Origin of the sequence: Limnoglobus roseus (assembly GCF_008254045.1) — a bacterium.
Classification (GTDB): domain Bacteria; phylum Planctomycetota; class Planctomycetia; order Gemmatales; family Gemmataceae; genus Limnoglobus; species Limnoglobus roseus.
Map to the genome: position 1 here is coordinate 913,622 of NZ_CP042425.1, position 21,633 is coordinate 935,254.

Below are 21,633 nucleotides of genomic sequence, written 5' to 3' on the forward strand. Positions count from 1 at the left end.
TCATAGCACGTTCAAGATTGGCAGGTTCTTCACGCTGTCCATAATGGCACCCAAGAGTTGATTGGCTTGCTGCTGAACCTGTAGCTGACGCTTCTGAATGTCTTCTTGGCGTTGGCTGTCCATGTCGAACCGTGCCGCAATCGCTGCCGCTTCGGAACTGCCCTTGAGTGCCGCCCCGATTGGCTTCATCTCGGCTTGCCCGTTCTGCTCTACCTTGCCGGGGTTCTGTAGTTTTTTGATGCGGTTCTGTAGCTTTTCGTTGTTCAACATGCCGGCTTCAAACTTCGCAAAGAACTCGTCAACCTTCTGCTGATTCTGCGCGAAGGGCTTGTTCCACAAATCATTCCAGCCCTTATCGCGTACCTCTCTGCCGCCCGCCACAAGGTTATCATCACCGATTGCCTTGCCGATGATGACAGCCCCTTCACCCACAAACGCATCGGCGGCGTTGGAAGCCTTGTCCCACACGTCCATAAGTGCGGCAGTCGCCTTCGCTACAGCCTTGACAACACTGATGGCGATGTTCCCGAACCTGCTGAAGTTGTTGCCGCTGTTCCCGAGGGCTGCACTGATCCCGTTGCCGATCTGTTCAATGAACGGTGCCAGAGCGATAACGATCTCGTCGAACACACGCTGAATCTTTGCCTGTGCTTCGGTGAACGCTTCGGACGCCAATTGAGCCTTCGCAATCTGCTCACTGCTGACCTTGTATTGGTCTGCCATCTTGTGCAGTTCTTCGTTGCTCTTACCGAGTAAGCCGACCAAATTTTTTCCGGTATCCTCACCAAACGCCTTCAAAAGAAGGTCAACTTGTTCCGCCGGGTTCTTCACGTTCTGGATCGCCTCAAACAGCTTGTAGAACTGCTGCTCGGGGTTCAGTTTCACGAAGTCGGCGGCGTTGATCTTCAACTTGCTGAACATGTTGGCCGCGACTTCGGACGTGCCGGACAGTGCCTCACGCCCTCGGGAACTCAGAGTGATGAGTCCTTCCAGAAAGTCTTTGGTGTCGCTGCCTGCTGCCTTCGCTGCCCCTGCAATGCCCGTGAACTGTTCTGGCGTGAGTCCCAGGCTGGTCGCAATCGTCCCCTGCTTTGCGAGGTCGCCGATACGCTCGAAAGGGCTGGTCAGGCTCTCCGTCAGCTTGCTGGTAATGCTGGAAGCCACGCCAATCGTCGCCCCGGTCGCCAGTGACTTCAAGCCCCCACTGATGGCCCCGCCGATCCCCTTGAACGCCCCTTTCAGCCCGTCGCCGATCCTGCTGCGGACGCTTCCAGTCCAAGACGTGATTTCGCCCTTCGCCTTGCCCAAGCCTTGCGTCAGGGGTTGCGGGTCGGTGGCCAGAACTAGGGATGCGGTGCCGAGGGAATTACTCATGCCTTATCTATCCTTCCCGGCAGCCTTGTTCATGTCGCTGGCCCAAGCTGACAGAGCCGATGCCGCAGCTTCCCCGGTCAGTGGCTCTTCGCCTTCCCACTTGGGGACGAATCGCCCGAATGACGGCGGGTTCTTGCACTGCGTTGCGGCGGTGGTGTGGGCTTGGATCGCACAGCGAACGTCGTCGGCTACGAAGGTGAACGGCTCTAGCTGGTGATATGCCGAGTACCAGCCGACTTGATCCGCTGTGAGGTCGTCGGCCAGCGTGAAAACGGAAACGCCCTGCTCACGCGAGAGGCGGAACAGGGTCATGAGGTAAGGGTTGTCCCGAATCAGTTTTTTTTTGACTCAGTCTGCCCGAGGCCGTTCGCTTCAAAGCACAGGTTGCGGAGCTTCAAGGCGGTTTCGTAGTCCAGGGCTTCGGCGTCCTCGGTGGTGGCGAACATCCTCTGCCCCTGAGTGTCGAGGACGCCCAGAGAAATCATCATGAAGTTCGCCTTCCAGCCCATAGCCGGGTTGGATTGTTCAAGGTGCATGACGGAGAACATCTCTCCCGCCGTCAGTGGCCGAATCAAAACGGCGTGTCCGTCAACGTCATGGCGAACGGGTTCAGGCTTGCGGAATGGGTTAGCCAACTGTCACCGCCCCGCGACACGCTACCTTCCCATCGACAACGATGATCCCATTCACAGGGAACTCGGAGAACATTAGCTCCATGAGTCCGCCCTTCACGGTGTAGGTCTGGGGAACGCCACTGCCTGCGCCGTCCGGGTCCGGTCCTGTGACCTTCCATTTGATCTCGTTCGACCCGCTCTTAATCATGCCCTTGATCGCCATCAGGCCGGTAAAGACGGTGGCCGCGAAGTTGAACTTGAAGGCGATTTCGCCGGGGTCGGACAGACCGATAAGGAAGTCTTTCGTGTTGTCGGTGATCCCGAGGTGTACGTTTTCGATCTTGTCGTGCGTACCCATCGTGATGCTGATCGAGGTACATTCGGGGATGGTGGTGAACGTGCTGCCGCCGTCAGTGCTGTAGCCGAGTGTCGATCCGATACCAAGAATGGCCATTTATACTCCGTGGGTAGTGTCGGAGTATCTAGCCGGTCAGGGCTTCGTTTTTGGCGTTAGCATCTGGGATAGCTGGTCCTTCAGCTTCGATGTCAGCAGGGAAGTGAACTCGCCGGCGGAACGGGTGTACGATTTCTCCAAGTAGTGCTTCGCCTTGATGCCGCGTTTGCTGCCCCATTGAAGGATTGAAGCGTATGCCGCCGGCCTGATGTAGTTCTTCTTGGGCTTGCCCTTCACCTTCTTGAGAAGCGACTTGAAGCCTTTGGAACGCACGATCCGCTTGCGTAGTGATTGGGCTTTCTTGGCCGCAGCCTTTTTCGCCCGTTTCGCACGCTTCTTTCCAATCTTGACCGCCCGTGCGAGGAATCGACCGGCCCGCGTCTTCCTTCTCTTCGCCCTGGTAGCCGGCTTGCTGGTGATCTTGGCTGCCTTCGGCTTCGGCTTGGCCTTCTTCTTCTTGGGCGGCTTGCGGACCTTCTTGACGCTGGAACTCGGCCCGACCACTGCCGCCCAGACGCCGTTCTTGAATTGGGTCTTGATCCGCATTGCCTTCTTCAAGAACCCGGTCTTCTGCGGCGTGACGCCCACAACGGCAGACTTAACCGGGACTGCGGCGGCGTTCAGACTGATCCTGATGGCCTTGTTCAACGCCGATCCGCGAACGTAGTCGAGGTTCCGCAAGTCGAGGTCGATACCGTTGCTGACTGCCATCAAACCTCAAGTGCCTCAAAGGTGTGGGCGGCGCAAATGGTTTCGTCGTCGCCGTACACAACCGTGTCGAGAATCCATGTCTCATCCCATTCGGGTCTGTAAAGCCTGTCCAACGCACTAACGCCCGGATAGTTGCGGATGCGGATGGTGCCGTTCTCGCCAGTCTGCGGGGTGCCGTAGTCGTCCTGCCGCCGGCCCGTCTCGGGTTCAACAGAACACCACAGGAACCCGCCGTCAGGAAAGGATTCAACGTCCTGTCCGGTCGCGTCCTTGCCGATGGTCCTCGTTTGCCACACGCAACGGTCGCTGTAGTCGCCTGCCTTATTCATCACTTCCCCCCTACGCCAAGTGATCCCCGCAGTTGTCTGGTAACGAACTCGAACCCGAGGGGCAGTTCCGTCAGAAACGTGTCGGTGTACGCCTCTCTGTTGCTGTAGTAGTGGCTTGCCAACAGCTTCACCACAGTCAAGAACTTCGCCGGACAGGTCGTCACGTCGCCCGCCGTGAATTCGACGGTGATCTTGTCCATGTCGCCCTCCGGTTTTGCATGCCGTAGCTGTACCCTGCCGCTGCTCAACTGAACGTAAGCATCACTCATGTCGATCTCGTTAGAGTCTGAGTCGCGGTAGGTTATCCCCGTCAAGCTGGTGATCGGGCGGCGGGGGACGCAGAAGACGCCGTCAGTAGGCCATTCCGTGAGCGTCAGCGTGAAGCCGGTGGCGGTCGGGACGTAGCCGGTTGCCTCGGATAGCAGTTCGGTCGCCGTCTCCAGCCATTCCGTCAACAGCTCGTCTTCCGCCGTGCTGGTCAGGTTCATCCGCAAGAAAGTCTTGAGGCTGTCGAGGCTGACAGGGCTGAGGCCGGGTGTAGTGATGTCGATGTTCATGGTGGTATGTAGTGGTCAGAAACGAAAAGAACCCCACGCCCGAAGACATGAGGTTCTTTTGAGTCTTCGTGACTCGCCGTCTTGGATTACGAAGCCGGTGCCGCGACGTACTTGACGGCGTTCGGGTTGATGAGTCGGCCATCGTACCGGGCGAACGCAAGGAAGCACACCATGCCGTCGCGGGCGCGAACCTCGGACAGCTTCAGGAACTGAATGTCGAGGACGTTCCGCAGCCAATACTTGCTGTAGTCGCCGTAGGCCACCAGCTTCGCGTTCACGCCACTGGAAGGCATGTCGTTGTTGATTATGATCGGCTCGCCGTCCAGGGTGCCGGGGCCGCTCTGGAACGGGTCCGCGAAGTAGCGGTTCTGGCCGTCCTTGCTCTTGCGAACCTGCGCCAAGAACTTGTCGTGCATCATGAAGCCCTTCGTTGCGGAAGGTGCGTCACGGTACGCCTTGTCAACGCTGTACTTCAAGTCCAGCAAGTTGTCGATGCTGACGGTCGGTGCCGCACCCGTACCCGTGGTCACTACGCCCGATGCCGTCGCGTCCAAGAGGATGCCCCTCGGCTTGGAAGAACCGTCGCCCACCGTCACGGCGTTGTTCAGTGCGCGGCCCATGCGTTCGGCCAGCAAGAGCGGCAACAGTTGGTCCAACGCCGTCTGGCTATCTTGAATCAATTCGATTGAGACGGGGATTTCGTCAGAACTTAGTTTCCAAGCCCCGAGGCTGACGCTGGACACGGTCGGGTCGGTGCTGGTGACGGTCGTGCCTTCCGACAGCCAACGGCCCGTGTTGTTCGTGTCGTCGAAGACGGGAATCGGAAGCGGAACGCCCGTTTCGGTGCCGATCTGCGTGACGACGTTGACCACAGCCCCGTAATACTTCAGATACCGTTCGTATGCGTCGGTGAATTCCTTCCACTGCACAAGCTGCTGGCCGGTCGTGGACGCGGTCGAAAGCATGCGGACGCTGGCCCGGCTGCTGTTCAGATTGACGCCACAGCGGGCCGCGTTGTCCAGGGCTTCCGGGGTCGCACGATAGGTGTCGGTGCCGGTCAACATCCAAGAGCGGATGGCGTTGCCCAGGTCGGGCTTCTCTTCCGGGGTGCGAATGGTAGTCGGGCTGGTCTTGCGGTAGGCAACCTTGAGTTCCGCTTCGGCCTGCTCCAGCTTGCTCGTTTTTTCGAGCGTGTTCAGCCGTTCCCCGAACTTGTCGAAGTCGGCGTACATGCCTTCGACTTGCTTCGATTCGTCGCCGTTCAGGTCGCGGCCTTCGCCCTTCGCGGTCTGAATGATCGACTTCGCGTCGTGCAGAAGCTTGGCGCGAGATTCCTTGAGTTGAGTCAGGTCGTTCAATGGTCCTCCAAATGGATGCTGATAGTATCTATGTGTCGCATTAGTTTTTTCTGAGCCGGTAGTTGAGTTCGGCCCAGACGGCGTTCATGTTCGTCATCGCCGGCGGCTCGGTGTGCGACCGTACTTCGACGTAAGCTTGCGGGTAGGCACCCCGAACCACCAACGCGACGTGATGCAAGGTCAGGTCGTGCAGGGTGCGATAAGACTGGCCGTCCCGCTGCTCCCAAGAGTCTTTCTCGTTGTTAAAGCGAAACGACATGCCAGAGATGTCACCTCGGGCAACGCTCTCCTTGATGTCGTTGGCCCATGACGGCAAGTCGAGGCTGAACCGCAAGCCGGTGCTGTCGCTGGTCAGCTTCAGGGTGCCACTGCCGACGCGGCCAAGAGGCGGACGCTGGTCCTCGTCGTGAGTCCAGTGGGCCGTAACGTCAGGGAACGCACGAAGGGTTCGCTCAAAAGCCCCCGGTGCGATAGTTTCAACGAACTTTCTGCCCCGTTCGCTGAGGACGTGCGAAGGCTGGTTGTAGAGTGCGGCGTAGCCCTCAAGCCGGTTGCCGTCGCCGGTGATCTGCGTCTTGATGCTTCTAGTAGGCCGTCACGCTTTGATTGACGGATAAAGTGAGCGGAGTTTGACCCGTGCGTCGGGCGTGGTGAACCGCCAGTTCACTCCGACCATCTGCTCGTTCCGCTCCTCCTCCCAGGCGGCCACCTCCTTGCGGAGCCGGGCCATCGTCCCGATCCGGCGGTCCAGGCATTGCTTCGACAGGGCGGCGAACTCGATCTCGGCCATGTTCAGCCACGACCCATGCTTGGGCGTGTAGTGCCACTCCAGCCGCTCGGCGATCCGCCGCGCCCGGACCGGGTCGAACGCCTCGTACAGGCAGGCGGTCGAGTGGGTGTTCAGATTGTCGGTGACCAGCACCAGGCGATCGGCATCCGGGTACAGGTCCTCGGCCAGCCACCGGAGCACCTCGGCGAAGTCCTTGGCCGTCCGCCGCTCGGTCGGCATGACGTACCGCCAGCCGAGCAGCGGCTGGAACAGCATGAACAGGTTGGCCACGCCCTCCCGCTTGTACTCGTAGTCGTACCGGGCCGGTAAGCCGGGCCGGGGCGGGAGCGGCACCCGGGTCTCGCTCACCAACTGCTTCGGCTGCTCGTCGATGCAGATGAGCGGGCGATCCTCGTCGTACGGGCGGTGGTACACGTCGAGTACGTCCTCCATCCGCGCCACGAACTCGCCCGACGGCCCGCCCGGCAGGCACCACTGCTCCCGCAGGTGCGGCTTCAGCTCATTTTTTTCAGCGTCCGCCGGACCGTTTCATACGACACGGCGGTCACCACCTCCAACTCGACCAGCTTGTCGGCGAGCATCCGCAGGGTCCACGCCTTGCGGCCGTCCGGTGTTGCCGAACACGCCAGTGCGACCAGCCGCGCTTCGGCGGCCCCGTCGAGGACCGGCGGTCGGGGCGGGGCAGTCCGGGCCCGGGTGGCGAGAGCGGCGTCGATGCCCTCGGTGACGAACCGCTCCCGAATCCGTTCGACCGTTCGGTGCCCGCACCCGAGGGCCTCGGCCACCCGCCGGTCCTCCCACCCTGGCCCGCCTTCCGTCTGGTCTGTCAAAAGCAGGATGCGGGCCCGTGTGACGGTCCGGGCGGACCGCTTTCCGGCCCGAGTCAGCGCGTCCAGACGCCCGCGCTCCTCGCCGGTGAGGGTCACGACGTATCGCTTGCATGGCATGGCGGGCATCCTACCGGGGAGCAAGGGCGCGGGGCGGGGCCGGTTCATTTCACGCCGATTACCGACCCGCGGCAAGGACGAAGGCGTTCATCCAGTTGAGGTCGGTCAGCTTCGGCCACGAGGGGGTGGCCGCGAAGGTGTCGTCAATGGAACGGCTGGGCTCGTCAGTGGACTGGAACCAGACCGCCCCTGTGGTCGCGTCCGTGGCGGCGAGCGCGTACCCTGGGTGCCCGGCCACGGACAGGCAGTAGAACGCCCCCACCCGGCCGACGACGAATTGCCTCGTACTCCCGACCCAAGGCTTATTCCCGAGGTACGAGCGGCCCAGCACCTCCCGGCCGTCCATGGCGATCCGAAGGTCCAGCATCATGCCGTAGTCCTTCGCGTCGACGTATTCGATGACCTCGCACTCGCACCGCCCGTCATCGGACCGAGCAACTTGGTACGTGGTCGGGCCCGAACGAGCCCCGCAGCCGGGCGTAGGGAGGACGATCGCGATCGCCGCGGCGATCGCGGCCATGGCCCTCGCTGCACTCGCCATTTATGCTCTCGTGGTCAAAGGGGGTACGGCATCCCTGATGCGGGTATCAGCTTATCGCGCCCACCTCCACGACGGCTACTTACCCTTCCGCCGAACAAAGCGTGACAAGCCACTAGGTCTCTGAATTACCTGCCGATAGCGGCCTGCCGAGTTATTACTCGCCAGAGAGTATAGAGACTCTTATTACACAGTGAGCGGGCAATCCCCTGCACCTGCGAGGGGCAGGTTTCTGCACTCGATCGATAATGACCTATGACCAAGCCGAGGCCGCGAGCACGCTACTCGTTCGAGGTCGGTCGTCACTATGTCGGCAGGGTCTCAGACGCCGATACCAAGTGGTGGCCCGGCTATGGGCGGACAGTGTGTGCGGTAAGAATTAGACTCGCGGTACCGATCGTACTCGATGTGAACGGTATTCCCCGGCCTTGCCGAGACCCGGAGGCAGAAGTTTGGCTGTTCCCGGAGGAAGAAGAGGATGACGAAGCGTTCGTAACCCTAACGAATCTCACTCTCGTCGATGGGGTATATGTGCTACCCACTAATCCGGTGTTCCTGTGCCTCAGATTCGGCAACCCACAGCCGGGATGCGGTTATCAGCCGGTGGAATCGGCCGAGTGCTACCGCGGTCATCTTGACCCCATACTACAACCGCCCCCCAGTCAGACTTCCGGACTGACTTTCGGCCCGGGCGAGAGTGTGAAGTTCAGGAATAGGAAGGTACGTGGATTGACCCCGCACGAAGTCGAAATTTTGAAGCGGCTGGATCAGTCTTTCACTGCACCGGTGACGGCCGAGGACCTGAAGCGGGCGGTGGTTCTGTGGTCCGATAACGAGTTGGACCACGCTTTCTACCGAGTGATCGTGACCGGCATGAACAAGCTCGGAAAAAGTCTTCCCAAACCTCTCCAAATCTTCAAATCGCCTACCGGTTGGACACTCCGGGTCGCTGACCGTCGCTGACCCGACTTGTACTGACACTTACCCGGTATGCCGCCATCATCACTCAAGTCCTTGCCCCGGTCGCGTTGGCCGGTTGGCGGGTGACGGCCTTTCATGCCTTTTGGGCAGAAATGAGAGTTGATATGGCTACGCAGTTGATTGAACCGGACGACATCAAGGTCGGGGCCGTCGGCTCCCTCGCGGTGCCGGTCGAGGACGTGGGCGGCGAGTTCAACGACGGCGAGGACCTCGACACGGCCGAGGGCATCCCGACCGTCCGCCGCCCCGGCCGGCACGAGTGGTTCACCCTGTTCCTCGACCGGGAACTCCGCTGCCGGCTGCTGGCCGTGAAGAAGGCCGGCAGGACCTTCGAGAACGACTACTACCACGTGGCGACGGAGTTGCGCCGCACCATCCCGGGGGAAGTGAAGCCGTTCGTCGTGGTCCCGTACTACTCCTGGGACCTCAAGCGGGTGGACCTGTTCGTGACGCCGGCCTACGAGCCGGGGGTCAGCGGGTGGGGTGACAGCATGCTGGTGCTGCTGCGGAAGGGTACCGAGTGGCACGCCAAGCACCAGGTCAAGATCATGTCGAATAAGGATGCCGCCAAGTACGACATCCGGTTCGACGATATCCCCGGCACGCCGGTCTTTCCGGCCGAGCTGACGGGCGTGCTGTTGGGCACCGCGATTGGGCCGGACCGGTTTATCACCACGGCGGAAAACCCGGTGCTCCGGACGCTGCAGAAGGGCGCGGTACTCGTCTGATGCCCCCCACCATCGTCCTGGACACCGAATGGGGTTACCGGGACGGACGACGGGATTGTGAGACCGCCTGGGAGCCGGTGGTCCTGTGCGCCAGGGTGGCGGGGGGAGACGCCCACCACTTCTGGGGCGGGGACCTCCGGCTCCGCGCGTTCCTCGACGCCCACCCCGACCACACCTTCGTCGCCCATTCCGCCACGGCGGAGATCAAATACCTGCTCCGGCTTGGCATCCCTGTCCCCGCGAAGTGGTTCGACACCATGGTCGCCTTCCGGGTCACGCACAACCAACCCGGCCGATTGAACGCCAGCCTGGTGACCGCCCTGAATTCAACGGGCCTCTCCCACCTGGTGCCGCTGGACAAGGACGAACTGCGCGAGCGGATCGTGGAACTGAAATTCACCGACGCCGACCGCCCCCGCATCCGCGACTACTGCTTCGAGGACGTCGCCGGAACGGCGGCGCTGCACGCGAGGCTCGCCGGCCGGGTGGACCCGACCGCGATGACTGTATGGATGGAGTACGCGAAGGCGGTGGCACGGATGGAACTGCGGGGCTTGCCCATCGACACCCGGCTCCTGAAGGCCATCCTGGCCAACCGCGGGCACATCGCCGCGGCGTTGATCGCCGACCTGAACCGGACCTGCCCGGTGTACGACGGCGAGACGTTCAAGAAGAAGCGGTTCCTGGCGTGGGCGGCCCGCGAGGGCATTCGCTGGCCGGTCAAGCCGAGCAGGACCACCGGCCGGCTCTACCACCCGCTCGACGACGACACGCTGGAAGAAATGGAAAACCGGCACCCGCTCATCGCGGACGTGCGCCAGACCCGGAAGACGATCAAGTCCCTACAGAAGCACGGCATCAAGGTGGACGGGCGATCGGGGCGGCATCACTCCTCGACCATGCCCTTCCGGAGCATCACGGGCCGGAACCAGCCCCGGATGTTCCTTTTCGCCGGGCCGAAGTGGACCCGGCGGTTGGCCGTGCCCCCGTCCCCGGACCACGCGTTGGTCTACGTCGATTTCGTCAGCCAAGAAATCGGCGTCGCGGCGGCCCTGTCGTCCGACACCGCGATGCGGGCGATGTACGGGGAAGACGTCGGGCACGACCCCCACCTGGAGTTCGCCCGCATGTCGGGGGCGATCGTCACCGGAATGACCGAGCTTGAGGTGAAGGAAGTTCGAAAGATCTACAAGACCGTGAACCTGGCCGTCCTGTACAACCAGACCGCGGGCGGCATCGCGCAGCGGCTGGGCATCTCGGAGGAGGACGCGGCCCGCATCCTCGCCCTGCACAAGGACCAGTTCCACGTGTACCACCTCTGGTCCGAGCGGGTCGTGGCGGCGGCCTACCACCGCAAACACGCCGTCACCCCGTGCGGTTGGCGGGCGGACGTCCCGTTCGATTCGAAATGGCGAACGTGGAGCAACTTTCCGATCCAGGGCGGGAGCGCGGACGTGATGCGGCTGGTGACCATCGCACTGGACCGGCAGGGGGTCCAGGTGCTCGCCATCGTCCACGACGGCTGGCTGATGAGTTGTCGGAAGGACCAGATCGAACAACTGAGGGCGGCGGTGGAACACGCCCGCCGGTGGGCGTGCGAGAAGGTGCTGGGCGGGTTCCCGCTGCGGGTCGATTTCGCGGTGTTCGCGGAGCGGTTCGAGGAAGACGACGATAAGGTCCGGAGGACATGGGAGAAGATCGCGGCGAGTCTGCCCGGGGAGGTGCTTTGTGTCCCGGCGGAATGAGCCCTACGCCTTGATCACCTGGCCCGTGGTCGAGGTCATGGCACGGCTCCGGCTGCCCGGCTCGGCGTGGCAGGTCCTGTTCTTACTCGCAACCACGAGTTGCCGGTACGGCGGCCGCGACGTGCGGTTGTCGTTGCAGGAGATCGCCACCAAGACCGGGCTTCCGTCCCGGACGGTGAAGGCCGCGGTAGCGGACCTGCTGGCGCGGGGGCTCATCAGCCGACCCACCCGGTGCCGCCGGATCGCCGTCAGTCTGGTGCCGCGACCGGCGGCGTGTGTGGTGCCCGCCGAAGACTAGTCCGCCTCGCCGCAGGCGTCAGTCCGGACAGGCCGGGTCAAGCAGTTGGGGTCTGATTCGGGCGATCCGCAACCCGCGCGACTTACTCGCGAGCCGGAATGTGGACCGCTCGGTCCACGACCCATCCCGTACCGAAGACGCAACCCAGCCACACCCGCCAGGCGGGTCGAAGGCCCGCCGGCGGCCTCAAGGTCCTGTGCTGAGTCAGCAACTACGCCTCCTTGCCAACCGAGTTGCATCCGTCACGCGGTCTGACGAGTCCGGTGGCCGACCGCCGCCACCCAAGCCGACGCAGATTCACCAACCGCTCGGCCCTCGTCACAGTACCGGCGAGAGACGAACACAAATTCCAAGCCGGAGTGACAGCGATGCCCCGCAAGGCCCGACTCGTTGAGCCCAAAGTTCGCCGTCGGAAGACGGCCGCCGCCGATCCCCTCGTCGAGGCACCCACGCCGGTGGCCGCATTCACCGCTGAGGAGATGAAGTACGTGGAGAAGCACCCGGACCAGCGGTTCGTGGCGAGGTCGCTCACCCCGCCGGGGGTCGAGACCTGTTTCGGCCGCAAACGGACCATCACGATCCTGTGCGGCAAGTGCGACGCCCCGCGCGTGATCGCCACCTCCGACGCCCACCACTGCCGGTACTGCGTGGCCTGCAAATCCGAGGCGAAGAAGGCCGCCCGAAAGGCCAAGAACTCCGACGTCACGCCGGCGGGATGAAGACGTCCGAATCACGCGACACGCGACCTTCCCGATCCACTCCTCCGAGACCGTGAACATGCACGACGCGAAGTTGACCGAGAGCGAACTGGACCACTTCACCGGCGGCGACGAGATGTACCGGCATCAACTGGGCGGGTGCTACACCGAAGGCGTGCGGCACGTCGCGCGGCGGGCCGGGGCGTACTGGCTGCTCGACGCCGTGTTCTCCCACCAGTCCAACCCGCTCGCCGGCCAGGAGCCCTTCCAGGTGTGGACGCTGCTCGTCCTCCCCGCGAGAACCGCCGTCCTGGTGATGAGCGACGGCAACACCGAGCGGGCCATCCTGCGGCAAGAGATTGAGTACACGGACTTCCCCCTCGCGCAGATCAAGCTGTTTCTGGTGCAAGGGGTGCTCATGCTGCCGGGCGAATACTGACCGTCCGGCCGGTCACGTCCGTGTTCGCGACCCGTAGCGGGTCGCGGAAATCACAGTCCATCAAGAACCACAACTTCACCCCAACCCGGAACGAGTTACAGGAGAGAGCGATGAAGATGCAGAAGACCAGGCCGAACGGCACCCGCGGCTACGCCTACGTCCGCGTGTCGAAGGACTTTGTCGCCCAAGACACGAGGTCCCAGGAACAGGCGGTCGCCAAGTGGCTGGCCGACCGCTCCCTCAACGTCGTCGAAACGGTCCACGACGCTGGCTCGCGCGACCTCAGCCACAAGCGCCCCGGCTTCCAGCAGCTCATTCAACTCGTCCAGGCCGGGAAAGTGGACTGGATCGTCGTCGCCGAGCGCGACAGATGGGGTGTTTCCGACAACGAAGAATGGGGCTACTTCGTCACCATCCTCCGCCGTGCCAACTGCACGCTCTGGAGCGTCGCCGACGACAAGGACCTCACCAGCCGGGACGACCGGGTCGAGCCGTTCATGGCCGCGATCACCTCCGACCGCTCTCGATCCGAGCAGGAGGCCCGCTCCCAGCGCGAGCACCGCAGCAAGATGGCACTCGTCCAGCGGGGGGAGGTGTCAGGCGGCAAGGCCCCGTACGGCTACGACTACGTCTGCCGCCAGGGGCCGGACGGCCCCGTGCTGTGGCGGCTGGTCTACGAGCCGGGTCACTACCGCCGGGTCTGCCACTTCCCCGACGGCACCAGCCGGCGGTACGACGGCAAGGGGAACGTCCCGGCCCGGAGCAAGGGCGAGTTGTTGTTCTGCGAGCGGTCCACCGACCCCGCCATCACCGGGTGCGTGGAACGAATCTTCCGGTTGTTCGCCAACGGGTACAACTGCCACACCATCGCCGCCCGCCTCAACGACGAGAAGGTTCCCGCGCTCTACAAGGACCACTGGGTCGGGCCGACCATCATCCACATCCTCCGCAACCCGGTCTACGCCCTCGGCGTCCCGGTCTGGAACAAGGCGGCCCACGGCCGGTTCGTCGAGTTCGAGGGCGGCGAGTGGCGGCCGGTCCAGCGGTCCGGCGGCCGCGTCAAGGCCGGCCGGCGTCGGGCCACGACCGACCACGTCAGAGCAGCGGCGGCGAAGCCGGAGAACGCCATCGTCGACCCCGACACCTGGCAGGCCGTCCAGGCCCGCCTCCAGGCCCAAGAAGCCGCCCCCAAGGCCGAGCGCCGGCCGCGGAACCCCGACCTCTACCTGTCGGGCCTCGTCGTCTGCAGCGACTGCGGGGAGCGGATGGTCGGGTGGAGTCAGCAGAAGGGGTACAAGTGTTCTCGAAACATGCACTACAAAGGGGGTTGCCGGTGTAACACCACCCGGCACGGCACGCTTGAGGCCCTCGTCCTCCGCTACCTGGAGGAGACCGAGCAGGCGTTGGGCTTCCTGTACGAGACGCCCGACTACTGCCGCGCCGTGCTGGAACTGGAGGCCGAGGAGACGCCCCTCTCTGCGGAGTACACCCGCAGCCTCGGGGCGTTGTGGCGGCAGGCCCGCGACCGGAGGCTCACGCCGCCCGTCGCCGGTACACAAGACCAGCCCGTCTGGACCCTGCAAAAGCTCCAGGCGGCAGTCGGCACCGCGAGGCCGAAGGCCGAACGGGACCTCGACGCGAAGGTCCGGGCCAAGGAGGCCGAGAAGGCCAGTCTGACGCTCGCCTTGCGGCACGTCCGGGACGAGGAGTCGGCGGCCGACCTGGCCCGGCAACTGGACGCCGCCAACGCGGACCTCCGCCGCCTCCGGGGGCAGGCCCGCCCCGCCGACGACCGGCTGGAGGCCCTCCGGCAGCAGATTCGGACATTGTTAAACCGCACCGAACAGGTGCGGCGGAACGTGGCCACCGCCCTCCCACTCCAGAAAGGCGAGTACATCCGCCGCGTCGTCCGGCAGATCCGGGTCATCCACGACGCCCGCCCCCTCGGCCGGCTGCGGTCCAGCCGCCTCGTCGGCGTCGAGATCATCCCCCGGCTGGGCGAAGGCCGCGCGTACCGGGACGGCAAGGACTTCGACGCCACGCCCCCGCCGCCGCCCGCCGTCGATTGGGACCACCGCCCGTACGGCACGCCGGCCCAGTGGCGGGAGTGCAAGACCGTCGTTGTCGGCACGGAGGCCGGCGGCTCAGACTTGAGCGACGAAGGCTGGCCGGTGCGAGGGAAATAATCAGCCGCCCGAGAGGGCGGGCGTAGCCGAGATTGGCGAGGGCACGCTCGATGCGGTGGACGCTCTCCCGCACGGCGAGTTCCGGCAGACCGACGAGGACGATCTTGCCGAATCCGGCCGCGAGATCGACTTCGACCTCGACCGGCAGGGCGTCGATGCCGACGAGCGCGAACGAGTGCAGCTTGGCGAGCATGACGGCGGCCGGGTACGCGGGGCAGTGGTGGAACTGTTGTACACGCCGGGCGTGGGGGCCGGCTACGGCTTCGGCTTGCCGAGTTGCTTCTCGTAGAGTTCTTTGAACGGGTTCGCTTTTGCCAGCGGCACGTCCTCGTTCACCAGGTATGGCGGGAGCGACGCCCACCACCCCTCGTACTCGGCGTCGAGTTTCTTCACCACGTCCGGGTGGGCAGTGGCGATGTCGGTCTTTTCGCCGTAGTCCGTCGTCACGTCGAACAGTTCCCACCGTTGCTTCGCCTTGCCGGTCGAAACCAGGTGCCACCGGGGCGTGCGGACGCTGCACCCGGTGTACTTGTGGTCGTCCACCTTCGCCCCCTTCGGCCACCGCCCGACGTGGGTGAACAGCGTCCGGTCGGCCCATTCAGCCTTCGGGTTCTGCAACAGCGGCACGAGGCTACGGCCCTCGACCTGAGTCACCACTGCGTCGGAGAGTTTCGCGCCGGCGAGTTCGGCGAGGGTCGGGAATAAGTCGATGTGAGCCGTGAGGCGGTCGCAGTCGGCCGGCGTGAGGGTGCCCGGCCACCGCCAGAACGCCGACGCCCGCGTGCCGCCGAGCCACGGCGTTACCTTTTGCCCGCGCATCCCGGCGTTGTACGTCGTCACGCCGGCGGTGCCGCCGTTGTCGCTCATGAAGATCACGAGCGTGTCTTTCTCCAAGTTCCACTCCTTGAGCTTGACGAGCAGGCGGCCGACATTGTCGTCGATGTTCGCGATCATGCCGTAGAACTTGGCCACGTTCGGTTGCTTCACCTTGTCCGCGTACCGGGCCGCGTCCGCCGCGGGGACGTTCAGCGGGGCGTGCGGCGCGTTCGTGGGGATGTAGCAGAAGAACGGTTTGCCCTTCCCCTTCACCGCTTCGATCCACGCAGTCGCCCGGTTGAAGAACACGTCGGTGCAGTAGCCGGAGGTTTTCTCGAAGGTGCCGTTGTGGAGGAAGGTCGGGTCGAAGTACGAGTTGCCGGGCACGTCGCCGCAACTGCCGGGGAAACTCTGACCGATGCCGCCGGCCCCGTGAATGACCATCTCGTCGAACCCGCGGTTGCTCGGCCAGTGGTCGGGCTCGTCACCGAGGTGCCACTTGCCGAAGATGCCGGTCGTGTACCCGGCCGCCTTCAGCACCTGCGCGAGCGTGGTCGCCTTCGGCGTCAGCCGTTCGCGTTCGTTGATGGTGTGCGTGACGCCGTTCTTGAACTCGTGCCGGCCGGTCAGGAGGGCCGACCGCGTGGGCGAGCAGGTGGGGCTGACGTGGAAGTCGGTGAACCGAACGCCCTCCGCGTGGAGGCGGTCGAGGTTCGGCGTCTTGAGGATCGGGTTGCCGTGGGCGGAAATGTCGCCGTACCCTTGATCGTCGGTCAGCACGAACACGATGTTCGGCTTCTTCCCAGCGAGCGGATCGGCGGCCGCGAGGGGGGCAAGAAGCAACGCCGCCGCGAGAACGGCGGTGAGGAAGCGGGTCATGGGTGTCCGTGTGCGGGAGGGGAGTGTAAGTTCACCGCATTCTCACCAAGGACCGCCGCGAGGGCAACGAAATCCCAGGTTATCGCGGCGGGCCGCGACGGAGGTTGCGAGCATCCGGCGTGCCGGCGAAGCCGCCGAGGATGTACGGGTACCGCCCCGGCGTGACGTGGTAGTGCCAGCCGCGGTCGGCGTCGGTCCGCATGTTGAAGGCGTCGAGCGGGTTGGCGGTGTCGTCCTTCGCCATGACACCCTTCGCCACGTAGGGGCCGTAGACCGCGAAGCCGTCGAGGGCGAAGCCGATGAGCGGCGAGTGGCCGTCACCTTCGTCCACGAACGGCGTCTTCACGCACACCGGGTACTTGTGGTAGTGGTAGCGGTTGTCCGGACTCGGGTGCCCGCAGCAGCGGTCCATCAGGTCGGTCGCGTCCTCACCGTCCATGTCGAACGGGTTGTAGAACGAGACGCCGTTGACCGCGAAGCCGATGACGCCCCCGGGTAACGCCCGGTTGGAGTTCGTCTTGTCCATCGTGACGGCCTTCGGGTTCCGCACCGGCTCCAACGGCAGGTAGTACGCGCGGTCGAGTTCCTGGATCGAGTTCGGGTTCCGGCTGCCGAAGCGGTCGGGGAACTTCGCCGTCGGGTGGTTCGGGATGTTCCGCGTGTGGACGACGAGTTCCTTGCCGTCCTTGAACTCCAGCACCACGTTATCGGGGACGAAGCGGTCCTCGGTGACTGCGTTCCCCTTGAGGTCCAGCATCCCCGGCCGTAGCCACGCGGTCATGTTCTCGGCGAACGGGTTCGAGAGGCGGCCGTCTTGGTAGTACAGCCTCTTCGCGTTCTTGGCGGTCACGACCAGCGTGGCCGGGCGGGCCTTCATCTCGGGTTCGGGGGCGTAGTACCAGCGGCCGCCGAGCGGGATGAGCGACGCGATGCTCGGGGCGGGGCCGTGGTCGGTCTTCACCACCTTCGGTGCGTCTTCGGGGGCGGGAATCGCGTCGAGCACGAACGCGGCCGCGTAGAACTCGGCGTTCCGGTCGGTCGTCGCCGAGCCGTGCTTGAACCCAACGCTGAGGTTCAGCGAGTCGATCTCCGCGAACGGTAGGCGGAAGTCGAGGGCGTAGGTCTTCCACACGGCCCCGCCGTTCTTGCGACGAACGCCGTTCTCGGCCAACTCCTTGCGGTCCCGTTCGACGAGCGGGTACAGGTCGCGCTTGACCCCGTCGAGCGGGTTCTTCCCCTTGTTGCCGAAGAAGTCCACGTGCATGAACAGGCCGTTCTTCTCGACGGCGAAGCCGGGCTCGGCGAGACCGCGGAAGGTGAAGCGGTACCACTTGCCGGCTCCCGTGGGGAAGCCCGTGACGCTTTGCCCGGCCGACCCGGATCGCGTGCCGTCTTTGTTGAGGTCCGTGCCGGAGTAGAGGGCGAAGCCGTACTCGGTGTACTCGCCCGTGCTGGTGCAGTTCACCCACTCCACGTCGCCCTGCATCGTGTAGTGCATCGGAATCTTGGGGTCTGGGCTGCGGTCGTAGATGCGCGGGTTCTTGACCCAGCCGGCCGGCGGTTCCTTCCAATCGACCTTCAGTTCCGCCGGCCGTTCGCGGGGTTCCCGCTTCGGCCGGCCACCACTGCCGGGCGGCGGTTGCGAAACGACTGGCCCCAGGGTGACGAACAACAGACCAGCGGCCAGGACGTTGCGAAGGGACATGGGTGGGCTCCGAACTCGCGGGCAGGGCAGACGTTCCCCGCTCTAAACGGACTTTGTTCGGCGCGAGGACAGAATTGCTAGCAGTGGGCGAGCGGGGGGCGTCAGCCCCCCTGATTCTCGTGCGGGTCCAACCAGAATCAGGGGGCTGACGCCCCCCGCTCGCCTTCGGGCTACTTCGCTGTGATCACGTCCTTGCCGACCCACGGCCGCAGGACTTCCGGCACGATCACTGTGCCGTCGGCCTGCTGGTAGTTTTCGAGAATCGCGATCATCGCCCGCGTGCAGGCCACGGCAGTGCCGTTGAGCGTGTGGACGAACTTCGTCCCCTTCTGGCCACTCGGACGGTAGCGGATGTTCAGCCTCCGCGATTGGTAGTCGGTGCAGTTCGACGTGCTCGTCACTTCGCCGTACTCGCCGCTCTTGTCCGGGCCGCGGCCGGGCATCCAGGCTTCCAGGTCGTACTTGCGGTACGCCGGGCCGCCGAGGTCGCCGGTGCAGGTGTCGATGACGTGGAACGGCAGGCCGAGGCCGGTGAAGATTTCTTCCTCGATCTTGCGGATGTCCTCGTGCAGCGCGTCGCTCTGTTCCGGCGTGCAGAACGCGAACATCTCGACCTTCGTGAACTGGTGGACGCGGTACAGCCCCCGCGTGTCGCGGCCGGCGGCCCCGGCCTCCGTGCGGAAGCAGTGCGACAGGCCGACGTACTTCAGCGGCAGCTTCGCCTCGTCCAGAATCTCGTCGCGGTGCATGCCGCCGAGGGTGATCTCGGCCGTGGCGATCAGGCACAGGTCGCTGTCGGCGATCGTGTACACCTGCCGCGTCTCGGCGTTGTCCCGTGGGGCGAAGCCGATGCCTTCGAGTACGTCCACTTTCGCCAAATCCGGCGTGATGATCGGCGTGAACCCGTGCTTGACGAGCTTCTGCATGGCGTACTGCACGAGCGCGAGTTCGAGCAGCACGGCCTCGTTCTTGAGGAAGTAGAACTTCGCGCCGGCCACCTTCACCCCGGCCTCGAAGTCCGCGAGATCGAGCGCTTCGACGAGTTCGACGTGATCCTTCGGCTTGAAGTCAAACTTCGTCGGCTCGCCGACCTTGTTGACGACGACGTTCGCGGTCGGGTCGCTGCCGACCGGCGCGCCCGGGTGCGTCATGTTCGGGATGGGGAGGATCGCGGCCCGAAGGGCCTCTTCGACTTCCTTCAGCTTCGCGTCGAACCCGGTGACTTGTTCCTTTAGCTTCGAGACTTCTTCCCGCAGGGCCGCCTGCTGCTCCTTCGGCGTCTTCTGGAACGACTTGCTCAACTCGTTCTGCTTCGCCTTCGTCTCGTCTGCTTGCTTTTGAATCGACTTGCGCTCGGCGTCGAGCCGCACCACCGCGTCCACGTCGGCCTTGGCGTTGCGGTTCTTCGTGTTGGCCTTCACGGCGTCGAGGTTGTCGCGGATGAAATTGGCGTCGAGCATCGTCGGGTTCCGGGTGCGGTCGGGTCCACGGTCTACCCTTGCGGTGTATGACCGGGGCCGGCGAACAGCAACCCGAAGCGGTGCCCGCGTCAGTCCCGTGCAGGGCGGCGGGAATCGTGCGGCGAATCTGCTTCGTCGTCGTCCACGTCCAGCGGTTCGGCGTCCACGTCGTCCGCCACGCGGCGGGCCACCGGGAGCCGACGGCCGGCCTTCGGGAGCGGACCGGCGTTTCGCCCCATGAAGAAGTACGCCCCCGCCCCGACGAGTCCGCACACGCCAAGCCCGACCGCGACGGACATCCACAGCGACGACTTCGGTTCCAGGCCGAACATCTTCCGAAGTTGGGCTAACTCGGCCCGCTGGTCCGCGGTGAGGTCCTCCCGCGCCTCGGCTTCGTCCAGAGCCTTTCGCATGGCCTCCTGTCCGGCCTCTTGATTGGCGGCGGGGTCCCACTTGGGCACGGTGGCGAGTTGTTTCCGCAACTCGGCCTGTTGTTGCTGAAATTCCCCGGAGAGCTTCGCGAACTGTTTGGCAGCCTCCGCGTTTTGCTGTTCGATCTTCGCCTTCACCGCCGGGTCCATTTCGCGGGGGGCGGGTTTGGCGGGGGCCGACTTGCCGGGGTTGGCCGGGGCGGGTTGGGCGGGCGGGTCGAAGGCGGGGAGTTGGACCCGTGAACCGGAACCGGGCGCTGGTTTCATGTCCAACCCGCCAGTGGGTTCGGGAGCCGTCGATTGCGGCAGCATGACCGGCGCGGCCTTGACGGGTTTGGGCGGCGCTTTGCCGGAGTAGACCAGCCCGAAGCCCACCGCCTTCACGTCGTCCATCGTGCCGGTGACGCCGACGATAAGCCGGCCCTCGGAATCGAGCGTCGTGTACGCCCCTCTCGCCTCGGTGGAACCGAGGTAGTTGGTGTAATAAGTGTCGCCGAGGTTGAGGCCGTCGCCCTTGATCCTGGCGAAGTGAACCTGGATGGAGTCGATCCACAGGCCGTACTGCACCACGACCTTCGACACCGCGTAGCCGTCCTTCGCGACCACCTTCTCGGTGGTGTGGACCGGCGTCTTCACCTTGCGGCCCTTCACGGTGGCGTCCGCGAACAGCCCCGCGGCCGGGCGGCTCGTTTCGTCCCCTTTGAAGATCGGCCGGAACGCCGACACCTGGACGAACGGCGACTTGTTGCCGATGCCGAACTCGAAGCCGATCAGCGGACTTTGCTTGGACGACATCGCCTCGTAGCCGACGATCCGCCGCGAGTCTTCTTTCTTCCCGACCAACTTGCTCCGCTCCTGGACGTCTTCAGCCAAGAGGCCGGTCGGATTCAGTGCAAGGCTGACAAGTGCGAACAGGGGCACAAACTTGGCGCGCGGCAACGCGAACATGGTCGAACCTCGGAAGATCTACATCCGAGGGGACCATAGAACACGTTCTTGAATCGCGACGTTCGACGGAATGGGCGAAGTCGCACTTCGGGCCAGAACTGTCGACTTCAGCCCCGTCACCACACCGGCTTGTGGCCCAACAGCCGGCGGAGCAAGCCGATCTGCCCGGCGTGCAGCATCTCGTGGGCGGACGCCCAGAACAGGCACTCGCCGCGGGTCTTGCAGTACTTGTGCGGCGCGTGCATCGGCAGGTCGAACTCGGCCTCGTCGTAGGCGGCGACGGTTGCCATCGTGAAGTCGGAGACGCGGTCGAACACTTCGCGGATTTCCGCAGCCGGCGGGTATGTTGCCGCGTCGGCGTTCGGGTCCGAATCGCGGAGGAAGAGGTTCAGGAAGTGCGTCGAGATCAGGCGCTCGTCTTCCGGCCGAATGCCGCGCCAGCGTTCGATACAGACCCGGTACTGGGCCATCGCGAGGTGCCCGACCTGCCAGGCGACGTGCGTCGTCCCCGGTTGCGGCATGACGAACCACTGGTCAACGGGGATCGTGTCAATGAGCCCCACCGTGTACCGGCGGGCGAAGGCCATCTGGTCGAGAGCGGTCTGGATGCGTGTCATGGTCGATCGGACACTCTGGCTGGTCAACGG

At 64.3% G+C, this 21,633-nt stretch carries 24 protein-coding genes and 1 pseudogene; 8 read left to right on the plus strand and 17 right to left on the minus strand.

The genetic code is table 11. The features are described 5' to 3' along the window. From PX52LOC_RS03615 to PX52LOC_RS03665, 11 genes are all read right to left on the minus strand, one after another. Window positions 1-1,374, minus strand: a complete 1,374-nt coding sequence (locus PX52LOC_RS03615) for a hypothetical protein (protein ID WP_149108803.1) — start codon at window positions 1,372-1,374, stop codon at window positions 1-3. Window positions 1,375-1,377: 3 nt separating this feature from the next. Further along, window positions 1,378-1,686 carry a phage tail assembly protein T gene (locus PX52LOC_RS03620; RefSeq protein WP_149108804.1) on the minus strand — a complete coding sequence of 103 codons (309 nt, stop codon included), beginning with the start codon at window positions 1,684-1,686 and terminating at the stop codon, window positions 1,378-1,380. Between the two features lie 20 nt (window positions 1,687-1,706). Continuing rightward, the gene (locus PX52LOC_RS03625) at window positions 1,707-1,910 is read right to left on the minus strand and encodes a hypothetical protein (RefSeq protein ID WP_149108805.1); all 204 of its coding nucleotides are present in this window, start codon (window positions 1,908-1,910) and stop codon (window positions 1,707-1,709) included. 91 nt (window positions 1,911-2,001) lie between these two features. After that, window positions 2,002-2,442 carry a hypothetical protein gene (locus PX52LOC_RS03630; RefSeq protein WP_149108806.1) on the minus strand — a complete coding sequence of 147 codons (441 nt, stop codon included), beginning with the start codon at window positions 2,440-2,442 and terminating at the stop codon, window positions 2,002-2,004. Window positions 2,443-2,478: 36 nt separating this feature from the next. Further along, a complete protein-coding gene (locus tag PX52LOC_RS03635) occupies window positions 2,479-3,153 on the minus strand; it encodes a hypothetical protein (protein WP_149108807.1) in 675 nt (224 codons plus the stop codon). After that, window positions 3,153-3,482, minus strand: coding sequence for a phage head completion protein (locus PX52LOC_RS03640; protein ID WP_149108808.1), 330 nt, complete (start codon window positions 3,480-3,482; stop codon window positions 3,153-3,155). Before PX52LOC_RS03640 ends, PX52LOC_RS03635 begins: the two co-directional genes overlap by 1 nt. After that, window positions 3,482-4,039 (minus strand): head-tail connector protein, encoded by a 558-nt coding sequence (locus PX52LOC_RS03645; RefSeq protein ID WP_149108809.1) that lies wholly within the window; start codon window positions 4,037-4,039, stop codon window positions 3,482-3,484. Before PX52LOC_RS03645 ends, PX52LOC_RS03640 begins: the two co-directional genes overlap by 1 nt. 86 nt (window positions 4,040-4,125) lie before the next feature. Further along, complete coding sequence (locus PX52LOC_RS03650; RefSeq protein WP_149108810.1) at window positions 4,126-5,397, minus strand: phage major capsid protein; 1,272 nt, start codon at window positions 5,395-5,397, stop codon at window positions 4,126-4,128. Between the two features lie 40 nt (window positions 5,398-5,437). Beyond that, entirely contained in the window at window positions 5,438-5,977 is a 540-nt protein-coding gene (locus PX52LOC_RS03655; RefSeq protein WP_149108811.1) for an HK97 family phage prohead protease, read from the minus strand. Window positions 5,978-5,992: 15 nt separating this feature from the next. After that, a protein-coding gene (locus tag PX52LOC_RS03660; RefSeq protein ID WP_390635889.1) for an IS630 family transposase occupies window positions 5,993-7,134 on the minus strand; the annotation gives its coding sequence in 2 pieces (ribosomal slippage) (window positions 5,993-6,696 and window positions 6,696-7,134; 1,143 coding nt in all). Window positions 7,135-7,192: 58 nt separating this feature from the next. After that, window positions 7,193-7,654 carry a hypothetical protein gene (locus tag PX52LOC_RS03665; protein ID WP_149108791.1) on the minus strand — a complete coding sequence of 154 codons (462 nt, stop codon included), beginning with the start codon at window positions 7,652-7,654 and terminating at the stop codon, window positions 7,193-7,195. Between the two features lie 747 nt (window positions 7,655-8,401). Between PX52LOC_RS03665 and PX52LOC_RS03670 the strand changes: the two genes are divergently transcribed. The 7 genes and pseudogenes from PX52LOC_RS03670 to PX52LOC_RS42285 all read left to right on the plus strand — a co-directional run. Further along, window positions 8,402-8,635, plus strand: a complete 234-nt coding sequence (locus PX52LOC_RS03670) for a hypothetical protein (protein ID WP_149108812.1) — start codon at window positions 8,402-8,404, stop codon at window positions 8,633-8,635. Window positions 8,636-8,757: 122 nt separating this feature from the next. Continuing rightward, window positions 8,758-9,381 carry a hypothetical protein gene (locus PX52LOC_RS03675; protein ID WP_149108813.1) on the plus strand — a complete coding sequence of 208 codons (624 nt, stop codon included), beginning with the start codon at window positions 8,758-8,760 and terminating at the stop codon, window positions 9,379-9,381. Beyond that, the gene (locus tag PX52LOC_RS03680) at window positions 9,381-11,126 is read left to right on the plus strand and encodes a DNA polymerase (RefSeq protein WP_149108814.1); all 1,746 of its coding nucleotides are present in this window, start codon (window positions 9,381-9,383) and stop codon (window positions 11,124-11,126) included. Before PX52LOC_RS03675 ends, PX52LOC_RS03680 begins: the two co-directional genes overlap by 1 nt. Window positions 11,127-11,163: 37 nt before the next feature. Beyond that, window positions 11,164-11,424: a winged helix-turn-helix transcriptional regulator gene (locus PX52LOC_RS03685; RefSeq protein ID WP_149108815.1), complete on the plus strand. Its 261-nt coding sequence runs from the start codon at window positions 11,164-11,166 to the stop codon at window positions 11,422-11,424. A gap of 368 nt (window positions 11,425-11,792) precedes the next feature. Then, window positions 11,793-12,143 (plus strand): hypothetical protein, encoded by a 351-nt coding sequence (locus PX52LOC_RS03690; protein ID WP_149108816.1) that lies wholly within the window; start codon window positions 11,793-11,795, stop codon window positions 12,141-12,143. Window positions 12,144-12,201: 58 nt separating this feature from the next. Continuing rightward, window positions 12,202-12,561, plus strand: a complete 360-nt coding sequence (locus PX52LOC_RS03695; RefSeq protein WP_149108817.1) for a DUF6876 family protein — start codon at window positions 12,202-12,204, stop codon at window positions 12,559-12,561. Between the two features lie 116 nt (window positions 12,562-12,677). Beyond that, a pseudogene (locus tag PX52LOC_RS42285) lies at window positions 12,678-13,934 on the plus strand (recombinase family protein); the annotation flags it as partial. Window positions 13,935-14,544: 610 nt separating this feature from the next. Here PX52LOC_RS42285 and PX52LOC_RS42290 read toward each other — a convergent pair. After that, complete coding sequence (locus PX52LOC_RS42290; protein WP_246173834.1) at window positions 14,545-14,904, minus strand: magnesium chelatase domain-containing protein; 360 nt, start codon at window positions 14,902-14,904, stop codon at window positions 14,545-14,547. Here PX52LOC_RS42290 and PX52LOC_RS40195 point away from each other — a divergent pair. Beyond that, window positions 14,803-15,036 (plus strand): hypothetical protein, encoded by a 234-nt coding sequence (locus tag PX52LOC_RS40195; protein ID WP_168218703.1) that lies wholly within the window; start codon window positions 14,803-14,805, stop codon window positions 15,034-15,036. The genes PX52LOC_RS42290 and PX52LOC_RS40195 overlap by 102 nt on opposite strands. Here PX52LOC_RS40195 and PX52LOC_RS03710 read toward each other — a convergent pair. From PX52LOC_RS03710 to PX52LOC_RS03730, 5 genes are all read right to left on the minus strand, one after another. Then, complete coding sequence (locus PX52LOC_RS03710; protein ID WP_149108820.1) at window positions 15,003-16,442, minus strand: arylsulfatase; 1,440 nt, start codon at window positions 16,440-16,442, stop codon at window positions 15,003-15,005. The two genes, PX52LOC_RS40195 and PX52LOC_RS03710, sit on opposite strands and share 34 nt — an antisense overlap. 79 nt (window positions 16,443-16,521) lie before the next feature. Continuing rightward, window positions 16,522-18,147: a YHYH protein gene (locus tag PX52LOC_RS03715; RefSeq protein ID WP_149108821.1), complete on the minus strand. Its 1,626-nt coding sequence runs from the start codon at window positions 18,145-18,147 to the stop codon at window positions 16,522-16,524. A gap of 170 nt (window positions 18,148-18,317) precedes the next feature. Next, complete coding sequence (gene serS, locus PX52LOC_RS03720) at window positions 18,318-19,607, minus strand: serine--tRNA ligase (protein WP_149108822.1); 1,290 nt, start codon at window positions 19,605-19,607, stop codon at window positions 18,318-18,320. 89 nt (window positions 19,608-19,696) lie between these two features. Then, window positions 19,697-20,986, minus strand: a complete 1,290-nt coding sequence (locus PX52LOC_RS03725) for a hypothetical protein (protein WP_149108823.1) — start codon at window positions 20,984-20,986, stop codon at window positions 19,697-19,699. A 116-nt stretch (window positions 20,987-21,102) separates the two neighbouring features. Further along, window positions 21,103-21,603, minus strand: a complete 501-nt coding sequence (locus tag PX52LOC_RS03730) for a DinB family protein (RefSeq protein WP_149108824.1) — start codon at window positions 21,601-21,603, stop codon at window positions 21,103-21,105. Between the last annotated feature and the right edge of the window lie 30 nt (window positions 21,604-21,633).

What these genes read in the sequence shown, in the direction of transcription:
- PX52LOC_RS03615 (WP_149108803.1), bottom strand. Translation starts at nt 1,374, where the DNA reads ATGAGTAATTCCCTCGGCACCGCATCCCTAGTTCTGGCCACCGACCCG.
- PX52LOC_RS03620 (WP_149108804.1), bottom strand. Translation starts at nt 1,686, where the DNA reads ATGACCCTGTTCCGCCTCTCGCGTGAGCAGGGCGTTTCCGTTTTCACG.
- PX52LOC_RS03625 (WP_149108805.1), bottom strand. Translation starts at nt 1,910, where the DNA reads ATGCACCTTGAACAATCCAACCCGGCTATGGGCTGGAAGGCGAACTTC.
- PX52LOC_RS03630 (WP_149108806.1), bottom strand. Translation starts at nt 2,442, where the DNA reads ATGGCCATTCTTGGTATCGGATCGACACTCGGCTACAGCACTGACGGC.
- PX52LOC_RS03635 (WP_149108807.1), bottom strand. Translation starts at nt 3,153, where the DNA reads ATGGCAGTCAGCAACGGTATCGACCTCGACTTGCGGAACCTCGACTAC.
- PX52LOC_RS03640 (WP_149108808.1), bottom strand. Translation starts at nt 3,482, where the DNA reads ATGAATAAGGCAGGCGACTACAGCGACCGTTGCGTGTGGCAAACGAGG.
- PX52LOC_RS03645 (WP_149108809.1), bottom strand. Translation starts at nt 4,039, where the DNA reads ATGAACATCGACATCACTACACCCGGCCTCAGCCCTGTCAGCCTCGAC.
- PX52LOC_RS03665 (WP_149108791.1), bottom strand. Translation starts at nt 7,654, where the DNA reads ATGGCCGCGATCGCCGCGGCGATCGCGATCGTCCTCCCTACGCCCGGC.
- PX52LOC_RS03675 (WP_149108813.1), top strand. Translation starts at nt 8,758, where the DNA reads ATGGCTACGCAGTTGATTGAACCGGACGACATCAAGGTCGGGGCCGTC.
- PX52LOC_RS03680 (WP_149108814.1), top strand. Translation starts at nt 9,381, where the DNA reads ATGCCCCCCACCATCGTCCTGGACACCGAATGGGGTTACCGGGACGGA.
- PX52LOC_RS03685 (WP_149108815.1), top strand. Translation starts at nt 11,164, where the DNA reads ATGGCACGGCTCCGGCTGCCCGGCTCGGCGTGGCAGGTCCTGTTCTTA.
- PX52LOC_RS03690 (WP_149108816.1), top strand. Translation starts at nt 11,793, where the DNA reads ATGCCCCGCAAGGCCCGACTCGTTGAGCCCAAAGTTCGCCGTCGGAAG.
- PX52LOC_RS03695 (WP_149108817.1), top strand. Translation starts at nt 12,202, where the DNA reads ATGCACGACGCGAAGTTGACCGAGAGCGAACTGGACCACTTCACCGGC.
- PX52LOC_RS03710 (WP_149108820.1), bottom strand. Translation starts at nt 16,442, where the DNA reads ATGACCCGCTTCCTCACCGCCGTTCTCGCGGCGGCGTTGCTTCTTGCC.
- PX52LOC_RS03715 (WP_149108821.1), bottom strand. Translation starts at nt 18,147, where the DNA reads ATGTCCCTTCGCAACGTCCTGGCCGCTGGTCTGTTGTTCGTCACCCTG.
- serS (WP_149108822.1), bottom strand. Translation starts at nt 19,607, where the DNA reads ATGCTCGACGCCAATTTCATCCGCGACAACCTCGACGCCGTGAAGGCC.
- PX52LOC_RS03725 (WP_149108823.1), bottom strand. Translation starts at nt 20,986, where the DNA reads ATGTTCGCGTTGCCGCGCGCCAAGTTTGTGCCCCTGTTCGCACTTGTC.
- PX52LOC_RS03730 (WP_149108824.1), bottom strand. Translation starts at nt 21,603, where the DNA reads ATGACACGCATCCAGACCGCTCTCGACCAGATGGCCTTCGCCCGCCGG.